The sequence below is a fragment of the Methylobacterium sp. J-072 genome, assembly GCF_022829425.1.
Taxonomy (GTDB): domain Bacteria; phylum Pseudomonadota; class Alphaproteobacteria; order Rhizobiales; family Beijerinckiaceae; genus Methylobacterium.
Genome location: NZ_JAKSYK010000150.1, coordinates 16,400 through 29,225 on the forward strand (window position 1 = coordinate 16,400; position 12,826 = coordinate 29,225).

General features: G+C 69.8%; 12 protein-coding genes. 5 read left to right on the forward strand and 7 right to left on the reverse strand.

Going from position 1 to position 12,826, the window contains the following annotated elements; genetic code table 11:
* Positions 1-396: 396 nt before the first annotated feature.
* The gene (gene pucL / locus MKK67_RS17425; protein WP_243966456.1) at positions 397-1,239 is read right to left on the reverse strand and encodes a factor-independent urate hydroxylase; all 843 of its coding nucleotides are present in this window, start codon (positions 1,237-1,239) and stop codon (positions 397-399) included.
* Positions 1,240-1,271: 32 nt separating this feature from the next.
* Entirely contained in the window at positions 1,272-2,675 is a 1,404-nt protein-coding gene (locus MKK67_RS17430; protein ID WP_243966457.1) for a nucleobase:cation symporter-2 family protein, read from the reverse strand.
* A 191-nt stretch (positions 2,676-2,866) separates the two neighbouring features.
* On the opposite strand from MKK67_RS17430, the gene uraD reads away from it, so the two are divergent.
* The 3 genes from uraD to MKK67_RS17445 all read left to right on the forward strand — a co-directional run bounded on the left by uraD (position 2,867) and on the right by MKK67_RS17445 (position 4,384).
* Positions 2,867-3,751: a 2-oxo-4-hydroxy-4-carboxy-5-ureidoimidazoline decarboxylase gene (gene uraD, locus MKK67_RS17435; RefSeq protein ID WP_243966508.1), complete on the forward strand. Its 885-nt coding sequence runs from the start codon at positions 2,867-2,869 to the stop codon at positions 3,749-3,751.
* Positions 3,752-3,815: 64 nt separating this feature from the next.
* The gene (locus MKK67_RS17440) at positions 3,816-4,049 is read left to right on the forward strand and encodes a hypothetical protein (RefSeq protein WP_243966458.1); all 234 of its coding nucleotides are present in this window, start codon (positions 3,816-3,818) and stop codon (positions 4,047-4,049) included.
* Positions 4,050-4,117: 68 nt separating this feature from the next.
* Positions 4,118-4,384 (forward strand): hypothetical protein, encoded by a 267-nt coding sequence (locus MKK67_RS17445; protein WP_243966459.1) that lies wholly within the window; start codon positions 4,118-4,120, stop codon positions 4,382-4,384.
* Between the two features lie 68 nt (positions 4,385-4,452).
* On the opposite strand, the gene MKK67_RS17450 is transcribed toward MKK67_RS17445, so the two are convergent.
* Genes MKK67_RS17450 through MKK67_RS17470 form a run of 5 tightly spaced genes read right to left on the reverse strand, consistent with a single transcriptional unit; the run spans position 4,453 to position 10,223 of the window.
* Positions 4,453-5,514 carry a BMP family ABC transporter substrate-binding protein gene (locus MKK67_RS17450; protein WP_243966460.1) on the reverse strand — a complete coding sequence of 354 codons (1,062 nt, stop codon included), beginning with the start codon at positions 5,512-5,514 and terminating at the stop codon, positions 4,453-4,455.
* 33 nt (positions 5,515-5,547) lie between these two features.
* Positions 5,548-6,474, reverse strand: coding sequence for an ABC transporter permease (locus MKK67_RS17455; RefSeq protein WP_243966461.1), 927 nt, complete (start codon positions 6,472-6,474; stop codon positions 5,548-5,550).
* Positions 6,471-7,547: an ABC transporter permease gene (locus MKK67_RS17460; protein ID WP_243966462.1), complete on the reverse strand. Its 1,077-nt coding sequence runs from the start codon at positions 7,545-7,547 to the stop codon at positions 6,471-6,473. The genes MKK67_RS17455 and MKK67_RS17460 overlap by 4 nt, the downstream gene beginning before the upstream one ends.
* Positions 7,548-7,562: 15 nt before the next feature.
* Entirely contained in the window at positions 7,563-9,185 is a 1,623-nt protein-coding gene (locus MKK67_RS17465) for an ABC transporter ATP-binding protein (protein ID WP_243966463.1), read from the reverse strand.
* 30 nt (positions 9,186-9,215) lie between these two features.
* Positions 9,216-10,223, reverse strand: a complete 1,008-nt coding sequence (locus tag MKK67_RS17470) for a hypothetical protein (RefSeq protein ID WP_243966464.1) — start codon at positions 10,221-10,223, stop codon at positions 9,216-9,218.
* Positions 10,224-10,467: 244 nt separating this feature from the next.
* On the opposite strand from MKK67_RS17470, the gene MKK67_RS17475 reads away from it, so the two are divergent.
* Positions 10,468-11,169: a cysteine hydrolase family protein gene (locus MKK67_RS17475; RefSeq protein ID WP_243966465.1), complete on the forward strand. Its 702-nt coding sequence runs from the start codon at positions 10,468-10,470 to the stop codon at positions 11,167-11,169.
* A 302-nt stretch (positions 11,170-11,471) separates the two neighbouring features.
* Positions 11,472-12,821, forward strand: a complete 1,350-nt coding sequence (locus tag MKK67_RS17480) for an NCS2 family permease (protein WP_243966466.1) — start codon at positions 11,472-11,474, stop codon at positions 12,819-12,821.
* Positions 12,822-12,826 lie beyond the last annotated feature (5 nt).

Sequence of the window (12,826 nt, forward strand, 5' to 3'; positions counted from 1 at the left end):
ATTTGTGCGCTTGCGCACGATGTGACACCCGCGCCGGAGGCTAGCTCCGCGGGCGGGCGATCGACGCGTCGTAAAAAGATTTACTTCGTCATTGCCTTAGCCGATACCTTCGGATCTGCCATCGCGGTTTGCGCGGTGGCACGTTTCTTTCGCCGATAGACTTCAGCTTGGCCCTGGCAGTCACAGATGCTGTGCTTGTCGAGCGTCGCCTCGATCTGCGCGGCGACGCGATGTGCGGCCGGGTCGAGCGGTGGAATGGACGCGCCGCACGGGCGAGGCGATCTGTGTGACGGCAGCGGCCTGGCCGGGAGGCGTGAAGGCAAGGCTGCCGCGGGCGATCTCCGCGCGGACGTGGGCCAGATCCAGGACGGCGATGTTGGGACCGTGCGCGGCGCCTCAGCCCGTCCGGCGGATCGTCGCCTCGATCTGGCCGTGCGGCTCGTCCGTGGGCAGGAACACGGTACCCGGGTTCTCCAGGCCGAAGGGCTGCAGGTTGATCGGGATGTAATGCTTGTTCGGCATCGCGAAGCCGATCTCGTCGATCTCCGGCACGGCGGCCAGCGCCGCCTCGCCCATCCGGTACATGCTGTCCTGGACGCCGTAGCTGTAGGTGGTGCCGAACACCTCGATCAGGAGCGACAGGATCCTGGCGTTGGCCGCGGCGTAGTCGCTCGGGGCGCCGGCCCATGTCCAGGTGGCGTCCATGCTGGTGGCGGCGATGCGGTCGGTCGTGTCGGGCAGCGTCCGGTAGGCGTCGTCGACGAAATCGGCCCAGCCCGATTGCGTGGTCTTCATGAAGGTGAATCCGCGCAGGCCCGAGCGCAGCACCGAGCCGCCCCGGCTCGCCGCGAGTCCGACATAGCCGAAGCCGTTGCCGTCGAGGATGAAGGTGTGGCCGTGCGGGGTGCCACCGATCTCCTGACGCAGCCAGCGCGTCTCCGTGGCTTCGATCGAGACGTCCTCCACCTGCGGGTAGGTGTCGAGGAAGACCTTGGCCACGGCCTCGGCGAACGCCTCCTTGTCGAGCGAGAGGTTCTTCGCCGCGGTGACGTTGACGATGTTCTTCACGCTGTCGGTGGCCACGCAGGCCCGGTTGTCGCCCGCAGTCCAGGCGGCGTCGAACCCACCCCTCATCAAGACGGTGAGCGTCAGTTCGCGCGGGGTATGGTGGTCGCCGTCGCGGGTCAGGCGCATCACCCGCACCCGGCCCTTGCCGTATCGCGATGCCGTCAGGGCCATGGGGATCTCCGGAAAAGGGCCGAAGGCGTCTCTCAATGCGCCTCGGCGGTCTTGGCTTGGCGGATGGCGGCCTCGCGCGCCTCGTCCGTGCTGCCGAGCCCGTTGAAGAACAGGTTCAGGAGCACCGCCGAGAGCGCGCAGAGCAGGATGCCCGATTCGAGCAGCGGATGCAGCGCCTGGGGCATCTGCCGGAAGAAGCCCGGCGCCACCAGGGGGATCATCCCGAAGCCCACCGAGACCGCGACCACGAACAGGTTGTTGCGGTTGTTGGCGAAATCGACGGCGCCGAGGATGCGCGTGCCGGTCGCCCCGACCATGCCGAACATCACGAGCCCCGCGCCCCCGAGGACGCATTGCGGCACGGCCTCGACCAAGGCGGCGAGCTTGGGAACCAGCCCGAGGCCCAGCATAATGATCCCGCCGACCACCGCGACGTAGCGCGTGCGCACGCCGGTGACCCCGACGAGGCCGATATTCTGCGAGAACGAGGTGTACGGGAAGGTGTTGAAGATGCCGCCGATCACCGTGCCGAGGCCGTCGCCGCGCAGGCCCCGGGTCAGGCGCGCCGCGTCGACCGGATCGGCGCAGATCTCGCTGAGCGCGAGGAACATGCCGGTCGACTCGATCATCACGACGATCATCACGATGCTCAGCGTGACCACCGAGACGGGATCGAAGCTCGGCCAGCCGAACGCGAAGGGGCGCACCACGTCGAACCACGGCGCGCTCGCCACGTGGCCGAGGTCGACCAGCCCGAAGAAGCCGGCCACGACCATGCCGACGATGATGCCGATCAGCACCGAGGCCGAGTTGACGAAGCCGGTGCCGTATCGGGTGATCGCCAGGATCACGCAGAGGACGAAGGCCGCGATGGCCAGGTAGACGGGCGCGCCGTAGGCCGGGTTTCCAACCCCGCCGGCCGCCCAGTTCACGCCGACCCGCATCAGCGAGATGCCGATCACAAGGATGATGGTGCCCGTCACCACCGGCGGGAACAGCGGCAGCAGCCGACCGACCAGCGGCGCGACGAGGAGCGCGAACAGGCCCGCGGCGATCACCGCGCCGTAGATGCCGGCGAGCCCGATCTCGGGATTGCTCCCCATGGCGATCATCGGCGTGACCGCCGCGAAGGTGACGCCCATCATCACCGGCATCCGCACGCCGATCCCGGGCAGGCCCCAGCTCTGGACCAGGGTGGCGAGGCCGCCGGCGAACAGGTCGGCGCTCACCAGCATCGCCACCTGCTCCGGCGCCAGCTTCAGCGCCCGCCCGACGATGAGCGGCACCGCCACCGCGCCCGCATACATCACCAGCACGTGCTGGAGGCCGAGGAGGCCGAGCGCGAGAGGGCCGACCCGGCCCACCGGGGCGGTGGCCGGCCCGAGCGGGACAGGACCGGAGGCTGCGGAAGGCTCTGACCGGACGGCGCTCGACATCGTGGAGACTCTCCCGAGGCGCAGCGGGCCGGCAGCCGAATCGCGGCCCGATGCGCCATGACCTCGGATGCGCAAGCCATATGCCACGCCCCCGTTTCGACGCCCGCCATGGCGGCGGCGACCGGTCGATGGCTGGCGCCTGGCCCGTTGCCTGCTTTACGGTCACCCTGGAGTGGGACGGTGCGGGCGCGATGACGTTTTCCCTCGCAGATCTCGACGGCATGCCGGAGACCGACTTCGTCGCGGCGCTGGGGGCGGTTTTCGAGCACGCGCCCTGGGTCGCCCGGTCTGCCGCGGCCCGGCGCCCGTTCGGCACCGTCGCCGCGCTCCACGCGGCGATGTGCGCGGCGGTCGAAGCCGCGCCGGAGGCGATGCGCCACGCCTTGCTCGCCGGCCATCCGGAGCTCGCCGGCCGCGCCGCCCGCGACGGCGCCATCGCGCCCGACTCGGTCGCGGAGCAGGCGGCGGCCGGCCTGGACCGGCTCTCGGATGCGGAATATGCGCGCTTCGCGGCGATGAATGCCGCCTACCGGAGCCGGTTCGGCATCCCGTTCATCCTCTGCGTGAAACGCCACGGCCGCGCCTCGCTGATGGCCGCCTTCGAGGACCGCCTCGCCTCCGATCCGGAGACTGAGTTCCGTACGGCGCAGGCCGAAGTCTTCCGCATTGCTGCCATCCGCCTCGGCGCCCTGGTCGAGGGGGACGGTGCGTTGCGCACCACCGGCCGGCTTTCGACCCACGTGCTCGACACGATGCTGGGCAAGCCCGCCGCGGACGTCGCCGTCGAGTTGGTCGAGATCGTCTCGGAGACGGAGACCGCGCTGGTCGCGCGCACGCACACCAATGCCGACGGCCGCACCGACGCCCCGCTGATCGGCGGACGCCCGGTCCCGATCGCAGTCTACGAGCTTCGCTTCGCACTCGGCGACTATCACCGCCGGCTCGGTATCGACCTGCCGCGCCCGGCCTTTCTCGACGTGGTGCCCCTGCGCTTCGGTGTGGCGGAGCCGGAGGCGCATTACCACGTGCCGCTGGCAGCGACCCCGTGGAGCTTTCAAACGTACCGGGGGAGCTGAAGGCTACGGCACAGGGTTTGCGGCGAAGCCGGCGAGCCCCGTCGAGACTTCAGGAGTAGATCGGATGCGGATCGTCCGTCTGGGAGCGATCGCGGTGCTGGCTGCGGGCGCGTGGCTCGGCCTGGGAGCCCAATTCGAGGGTGGCCTGCCCGCAATCCCGCCGCCGGCGGCCGCGCAGGGCACCCTGACACCCCCGGCGGGGCAGCCGAGCGTCACGGCGCCCGGCGGCCTGCGCGGTCGCAGCGCCCGCCGCCGCGGTTTTCGCCTCTTCCATAAGCATCCGCATCATCGCCGCTGACACGACGGAACCAGCGGACGACTGCGCCATTCGTCCCGATTACAGAATTCATCGGGAACGAGGCGGCCATGCGAAAGAAGACAACCGTCATACTGGCTCTCTGCGGGCTGCTCGGTACTGCCGGTGCCGCCGCGGCTCAATCCTACGGCGCGCCGGCCGGGCGCGATCCATCCACCGCGCCGGGCGGCACGGAGGGCATCGCCGGACCGCGCAACGAGGCCGAATCGATCCGGTCGGGTGATGCCCTGGAGGTGCCGCCGGGCCGCGGCGGGGTCGCCATCGAGGAGTCCGTCATTCCGCCGCCCCGTACCAACGAGGTGCCCGCAGGCCGCTGACGCCCGCATCGAACGGCGTCGATCCCGAACCGCGTCGGGATCGGCGCGAACCCGCGGTGCCGGCCGCCCTACTGGGGCAGCTTGTCGTCGATGCCCTTCACGTACCAGTTCATGCCGAGGATCATCGGGTCGGGGGCGGTCTCGCCGTCCTTGACCGCGACGGTCCCGTCCTGCTTCGTCACCGGACCGGCGAAGGGATGCGTCCGGCCTGCCGCGATCGCCTTCACGGTGTCCTCGGCCATGGCCTTCACGTCGGCGGGCATGTTGGTGAAGGGGGCGAGCACGACCAGGCCGTCCTTGATCCCGCCCCAGGTGTCGTGGCTCTTCCACGAGCCGTCGAGCACGGCCTTGGCCTCGCTGACGACGTAGCCGTTCCAATCGTCGACGATCGACGTGAGCTGTGCCTTCGGGGCGAAGCGGTACTGGTCGGAGGATTGCCCGAACGCGAGCTTGCCCTGCTTCTCGGCCTCTTGCAGCGGGGCGGCTGAATCGGTGTGCTGGGTCAGGATGTCGGCGCCCTGCGCCAACAGGGCCTTGGCGGCCTCGGCCTCCTTGCCCGGGTCGAACCACGTGTTCACCCAGACGATCTTCACCTTCACGTTCGGGTTGACCGACTGCGCGCCGAGCATGAAGGCGTTGATGCCACTCACCACCTCGGGGATCGGGAACGACGCGATGTAGCCGACCGTCCCGGTCTTCGACAGCTTGGCCGCGATCTTCCCGCAGACGTAACGGCCCTCGTAGAACCGGGCCGAGTAGGTCGAGACGTTGTCCGCGCGCTTGTAGCCGGTGGCGTGCTCGAACTTCACCGTCGGGAATTTCTTGGCGACCTTCAGGGTCGGCTCCATGAAGCCGAACGACGTCGTGAAGATCAGGCCCATGCCTGAGCGCGCGAGCTTCTCGATCGCCCGCTCGCTGTCGGCCTCGGGCACGTTCTCCAGGTAGGTGGTCTCGACCTTGTCGGGCATGGCCTCGGCCAGGGCCTTGCGGCTCAGGTCGTGCTGGAACGAGTAGCCGTAATCTGCCACCGGCCCGACATAGACGAAGCCCACCTTGAGCTTGCCTTCGGCCTGTGCCGGGCCGAGCAGGAGCAGGAATGCACCGAGGCCGGCGCAGAAGGAATGTCGCATGGTCGCTCGTGTCCTCTCCGGTGGACGGCACCGCTAACGGTGCGGGGTGAAGTCGCGCCCCAGGGCGGCGGGTGCGAGCGAGCCGCCCTGCCGCCGCCCGAGGGACAGCAAAACGAGGGCGACGATCGTCGCGAGGTAGGGAAGCGCCGAGAGCACTTGTCCGGGCAGGCCGATGCTCGCCGCCTGGGCGTGGAGTTGCAGCACCGTGGCGCCTCCGAACAGGATCGCGCCGGCCACCAATCGCGCCGGCCGCCACGAGGCGAAGACGACGAGCGCCAGGGCGATCCAGCCGCGGCCCGCGGTCATCGCCGGGGCCCAGAACGGGGTGTAGGCCAGCGAGAGGTAGGATCCGGCGAGCCCCGCACAGGCCCCCCCGAACAGCACGGCCAGGAAGCGCAGCTTGCGCACCGGCAGGCCGAGGGCGTGGGTCGCGGTGTGGTCGTCGCCGATCGCGCGCAGGATCAGGCCGCCGCGCGTCCGCCACAGGAACCACGAGACGGCGACGGTCAGGGCCAAGCCCGCATACACGAAGGCGTCCTGGCCGAACAGGAGCTGGCCGATCCCAGGCAGGTCGCTCAGACCGGGGATATCGAGATGCGGCGCGGGATCCCGCTTCAGGCCGACATACGGGGCGCCGACGAGACCCGATAGGCCGAGGCCGAGGATCGTGAGCGCGAGACCCGAGGCGACCTGATTGGCCGCGAGCCCGACGGTCAGCAGCCCGAACAGGGCCGCCAGGCCCAATCCGGCGCCGGCGCCGGCCAGGGCGCCCAGGAGGGTCGAGCCGGTCTCGATAGCGGCGGCGAAGCCGACGGCCGCCCCACAGATCATCATGCCCTCGACGCCGAGGTTGAGCACGCCCGCGCGCTCGACCACCAGTTCGCCGATCGCAGCGATGATCAGCGGGGTCGCCGCCGTCAGCACCGTGACCAGGATCATCTGGACCATGTCGAGGGTCATCGCGCGCCTCCGGGGACGAGGCGGACCTTGAAGCGGGTGAGGACGTCCGCCCCCAGGACGAGGCCGAGCAGCAAGCCCTGGAAGGCCCGCGTCAGGTCGAGGGGAAGCCTGAGGTCGATCTGCGCCCCCTCGCCGCCGATCGTGGTGAGCGCGATCACCAGGGCCGCGACGAGGATGCCGGGGGGCGAGAGCCGGCCGAGAAAGGCGACGATGATCGCCGTGAAGCCGTAGCCGGGCGAGATCGTCGGCTGGAGCTGGCCGATCTTGCCCGCGACTTCCGCGATCCCCGCAAGCCCCGCCGCCCCGCCCGAGACGGCGAAGGCGGCGAGCGTCAGGCGGGCTTCGCTGAAGCCGGCGAACCGGGCGGCGCGCGGACTCGCGCCGACGACCCGCACCTCGAACCCGAACAGGGTCCGCCCGAGGACGATCGTGGCGAGCACGACGGCCGCGAAGGCGACGAGCACGCCCGCATGCAGGGTTTCCCCTTCCATCAGGTAGGGCAGGCGCGCGGCGGCATCGAAGGGGACGCTCTGCGGGAAGTTGTATCCGGCCGGGTCGCGCAACGGTCCCCGGGCCATGTAGTCGAGGAGCAGTTCCGCGACGTAGACCAGCATCAGGCTGGTCAGGATCTCGGAGACGCCGAGCCGGACCTTCAGCACGGCCGGGATCATCGCGTAGGCGACCCCAGCAAGCGTGCCGGCGACCAGCATCGCCGGCAGGATCCACAGGGTGAAGCCCGCGCTGCCCTGGGTGGCGAGGGCGACGCAGCCGCCGGCGAGGCCCCCGACCACGAACTGGCCCTCGGCACCGATATTCCACAGGTTCGCCCGGTAGCAGAAGGCCAGGCCCGTCGCGATCAGGGCGAGCGGCGCGGCCTTCAGGGCGATCTCCTGCAGGGACCACAGCTCGGACAGCGGCGCGATGAAGTAGGCCGCAAAGGCCGCTGCCGGCGAGACGCCGAGCAGGGCGACGGCCACGCCGCCGAGCAGCACGGAGGCGAGGAAGGCCAGGGCCGGCGCGAGGATGGCGGCGAGCGGCGAGCGGCCGGCGCGCGGCACGAGGTCGAGGCGCATGGTTACGTCGCGTGCTTAAGTTGCATGGGCGGCTCCTTCGCGAATGCGGCCGGGCGGGGCGACCGTGTGGCTCCCCGGGGGCGGGCCGCCGGAGCCGCCCATCAGCAGGCCGACCGCCTCGCGAGAGGTTTCGGCACGCGGCACGGCCCGCGACAGAGTGCCGGCCTGAAGGACCGCGATGGAGCCGGCGATCTCGAACAGTTCGTCGAGGTCCTGACTGATCACCAGGATGGCGCTCCCGCGCGCGGCGAGGTCGATCAGCGCTTGGCGGATGCGCGCGGCCGCCGCCGCGTCGACGCCCCAGGTCGGCTGATCGACGACGAGCACCCCGGGCTCGGCCAGGATCTCGCGTCCGACTACGAACTTCTGCAGGTTGCCCCCCGACAGGGTACCGGCGGCCGGGTCCGGGCCGGCCTTGCGGACATCGAAGGCCTCGATCACCCGGGCCGCCAGCGCCCGGGCCGCCGCCCGGCGCACGAGTCCGAAGCGCGTCAGCGAGGCGGTGGCGTACCGGGAGAGCACCGCGTTCTCCGAGAGGCTCAGGCCGGGCGCCGCGGCATGGCCGTTGCGCTCCTCGGGCACGAAGGCAGCCCCGAGACGCCGCCGCGCGTTGATGTCGAGGCGGCCGGCGGGCGTCCCGTCGATGCAGACGGCGCCGGCCTCCGGCGCTCGGGCCTCCCCCGAGAGCGCCGCGAACAGTTCCGATTGGCCGTTGCCCGCGATCCCGGCGATGCCGAAGATCTCGCCGCCGCGGACACCGAGCGAGATGTCGCGCAGGCCGGTGGCGTGCAGGCCGGGGGCGGGCAGCGACAGCCGGTCGAGGCGCAGGCGCTCGGGTCCCGCCAGCGCCGAGCGTGCGGGGGTCGCCTCGCGTGTCAGCGCGCGGACCTGCTCGCCGACCATCATGGCGGCGAGCGAGCCGGCGCTCTCCGTCCGCGGATCGCAGGCGCCGACGACCCGGCCGCCGCGCAGGATGGTGGCGCGGGCGCAGAGGCGGCGCACCTCGTCGAGCCGGTGCGAGATGTAGAGCAACGCCCGGCCCTCATCCCGCAGGCGCTCCAGCACCGTGAACAGCATTTCGGCTTCGCCGGGCGTGAGCACCGACGTCGGCTCGTCGAGGATGACGAGCTTCGGGTCCTGGAGCAGGCAGCGCACGATCTCGATGCGCTGACGCTCGCCTGCCGACAGCGACCAGACCGGCCGATCCAGTTCGAGGTGCAGGCCATAGGTCCGGCCGAGGGCCGCGATCCGGTCGGCGAGCGCCCTGCGGCCGAGGCCCTTGCCCATCACGAGGGCGATGTTCTCGGCGACCGTCAGGTTCTCGCACAGGGAAAAGTGCTGGAACACCATGCCGATGCCGAGCCGGCGGGCCGCCTCGGGGCTCGCGAGCCGCACCGTCTCGCCGCGATGCGTGACGACGCCCTCCGTCGGCTCCAGGAGGCCGTAGAGGATCTTCATCAGCGTGGATTTCCCGGCCCCGTTCTCGCCGAGCAGGGCGTGAATCTCGCCCGCCCGGATCTCGAGGTCGATGCGGTCGTTGGCGGTGAAGGCGCCGAAGCGCTTCACGATGCCGTAGGCGCCGAACAGCGGCCTCGGATCGTTCGAGGCGGGCGTCGGCTCAGTCGCCGCGATCGTCATCCAGCCGCTCCGCGATTCCAGGTCATCGCCTCAGAAGACGTGGAAGGCGAACCCGGCCAGGAAGCTCTTCTCCTCGGTCCCCTTGAAGGTCGTGGTCTCCACGTTACCGAATTTGTTCAGCCAGTATTGGAAGCCGATGAAGACATCGACCTTGTTCGGCTGGTCGTAGATCAGCTTGCCGAGATCGAGCACGAGGTTCGTGCGCGAGAGAAACTCGAGGCCACGCGGCGGGTTGAACTGGAAGGCCGCGACGTTGCGCACGCCGCGGCCCTTGGGCAGCACGATGTTGTTGAACCCGGTCAGGCTGAGCGGCAGCCCGGTGAACGACAGCGGGAAGTTGTAGACGAGCTCGAATTCCGGAACGGCGTCGAAGCTCTGGTCGCGATCCGGCTGGAGGTTGAAGCCGTTGCGGTTCCACTCCTTGTAGACGTGCGTGCTGAGATTGAGGAATCCCGCCGGGACGTCGAAGGAGAAGTTCAGGCCGCCGACGATATCGCGCTTCTTCGAGCCGAACGCGTCGTTCTGTGAATTGGCGTCGAAACCGAAGGCGAGCGACACATCCTTGACGAGGCCGGGGATCGCGAACGCCTTGGTGCCGGTGAGCGCGTTCAGGCTGAGGGTGCCGCGGTACAAGCCGTAGGCTTCGGTATTGCCGTAATCGGAGAAGGCCGGCGAGCCGACGCTGCCCGGCGGATTGGTGGTGCCGGCCGGGAACTGCGAGCCCGACTTCAGGATGTCGAGGGAGAAGAAGTTCGTGCCGTAGGCCCATGCGTCGGCATGCGCGATGTTGAGGATCTGCTTGGGCGCCTCCCGGGAGACGAAGCTGCCGTCCGCGCGCTGGATCTGGACGCCGGGCGAGACCGTCGGGAACTGGTAGCGATAGCTGACCTGCGTGTCGGCAAAGAGGAAGAACGGCACATCGGCCACGGCCGCGGCATCGGGCGCCTGAGCCTTCTTCCCGGTTTCAAGGTCTGCCGCATGCGCGGCCCCGATGATCAAGGCTGGCACTAAAGCAGCCGCGATTCCGCGCCTGAACATCGTCTCGGTCCCCCGGCTTCGCAAAGCATTGGGAGAGCGACCGCAACCGATATGCCAACGCTCCGGTCCAGAGCGCGGACGGCCGCACGCGTCATAAAATTGCAACAGACGCGGGACCGGCGGACGCGATCCGCCTATGGGTACGATGGGCGTGGCCGGACGGACGCACATGCATTCTCCCTCGACACACAGCATCATTCCCCCGGGAGACCGGTGATTCGGGTGCTCCCCGAGGGTGCCCTCCATGACCTCCGCCACGGCCACGGTGACCCGCCGCCTCGCAGCCGAGCCCTCGCCGCTCGCGTTCGAGCCGGCCGGCACGGCGCTGGTGATCATCGACATGCAGCGCGACTTCCTCGAGCCGGGAGGCTTCGGGGCGAGCCTTGGCAACGACGTCTCGCTCCTGGCCAGCGCGGTCCCGCCTGCGCGGGCGCTGCTCGCGGCGGCCCGCCGCGCCGGGCTGCTGGTGGTGCACACGCGCGAAGGTCACCGGCCGGACCTGTCGGATGCCCCGCCGGCCAAGCTCGCCCGCGGCGAGCCGTCCGCCCGCATCGGCGATCCCGGCCCGATGGGCCGGATCCTGATCCGCGGCGAGGCCGGCCATGACATCGTCCCGGAATTGCGGCCCGAACCCGGCGAACCGATCATCGACAAACCCGGCAAGGGCGCCTTCTACGCCACCGACCTCGCCGGCATCCTGAGCGCCCGGCGCATCGACACCCTCCTCGTCTGCGGCGTGACGACCGAGGTCTGCGTCCACACCACCGTGCGCGAGGCCAACGATCGCGGCTACCGCTGCGCCGTCGTCGCGGACGCCTGCGGCTCGTATATCCCGGACTTCCACGCCGCCGGGCTCGCGATGATCAAGGCGCAGGGCGGGATCTTCGGCTGGGTCACCGATTCCGCTGCCGTCATCGCCGCCCTCGACGGATCGGCACCGCCATAAGCCTCCATCCCGGCAGGCATATTGCTATGCCTGCCGGGATGGAGGCTTCGCGTTCGGGTAGCGATGGACCTTGATACGATCGAGACCGTTCTGCAGCCCCGCCTCCGGACGGAACTCCACGGCTGCGGGACGACGACGCCGGCCGCGCGGTTGGGAGACGGCCGTTCTCCGAGCCGCAGCCCGGATTGCGACGCTTGGTGGACCTCGCCCGCGCCGCTCGCCAACGCGATCCGCGGCGCCATCGGTGCCCCGCTCACGGCGACGGCGTTCGCGCCGGTTCCGGCTCTGAAGGAGGGGTGGACATGGACATGAAGCGGGACGCGATCGAGGGCCCGGAACTCCGGAAGGCCGGCTTGCTGGAGCGCGTGTTCAGGCTCTCCGAGCACGGCACCACCGTGCGCACGGAGATGCTCGCCGGGCTGACCACCTTCCTGACCATGGCCTATATCGTCTTCATCAACCCGAACATCCTGGCGGATGCCGGCATGCCCAAGGGCTCGGTGTTCGTGGCGACCTGCCTCGTGGCGGCGCTGGGCTCGCTGATCATGGGGCTCTACGCCAACTGGCCGGTGGCGCTCGCCCCCGGCATGGGGCTCAACGCCTACTTCACCTACGTCGTCGTGCTGGGGATGGGCTACACGTGGCAGGCCGCGCTCGGCGCGGTCTTCATCTCCGGCTGCTGCTTCCTGCTCGTGACGCTGACAGGCCTGCGGTCGATCATCGTCGACGGCATCCCGCGCTCGATGCGCATCGCCATCACGGTCGGCATCGGGCTGTTTCTCGCGATCATCGCCCTTAAGAACGCGGGCGTGGTGGCGGCAAGCCCCGCGACCTTCGTCACCATCGGCGACCTACACAAGCCGTCCACCGTGCTCGCGGTGATCGGCTTCATCATGGTCGCGGTGCTCTCCGTGCGGAAGGTCAAGGGGGCGCTTCTCGTCTCGATCCTGACGGTTACCGTGCTGAGCTTCCTGGTGGCCGGGAACAGCTTCGGCGGCGTGATCTCCATGCCGCCGTCGATAGAGCCGACGCTGTTCGCCCTCGACATCAAGGGCGCGCTGTCGGGCGGCCTGCTCAACGTCGTGCTGGTCCTCTTCCTGGTCGAATTGTTCGACGCCACCGGGACGCTGATGGGCGTGGCGACCCGCGCCGGCCTCGTCACCGACGGTCATTCGGGGCGTCTCAACAAGGCCCTGATGGCCGATTCCGCGTCGATCTTCTTCGGCTCCCTCCTGGGCACCTCCAGCACCACGGCGTATCTCGAGAGCGCATCGGGCGTCGAGGAGGGGGGCCGGACCGGGCTCACCGCGGTGACCGTCGCCGGCCTGTTCTTGGCGTGCCTGTTCTTCTCGCCCCTGGCCGGCTCGGTACCGCCCTACGCCACCGCACCGGCCCTGTTCTACGTCGCCTGCCTGATGCTGCACGAACTCGTCGGCCTCGACTGGGACGACCTGACCGAGGTCATCCCCGCCTGCGTCACGGCGGTGCTAATGCCGTTCACCTACTCGATCGCCACGGGGGTCTCGTTCGGCTTCATCACCTACGCGCTCCTCAAGCTGCTCACCGGGCGGGCGCGGGACGTGAAGCCCGTGGTCTGGGTGATCGCAGCGGTCTTCCTGTTCAAATTCGTCGAGACCGGCGGCGCACATTGAGGGGG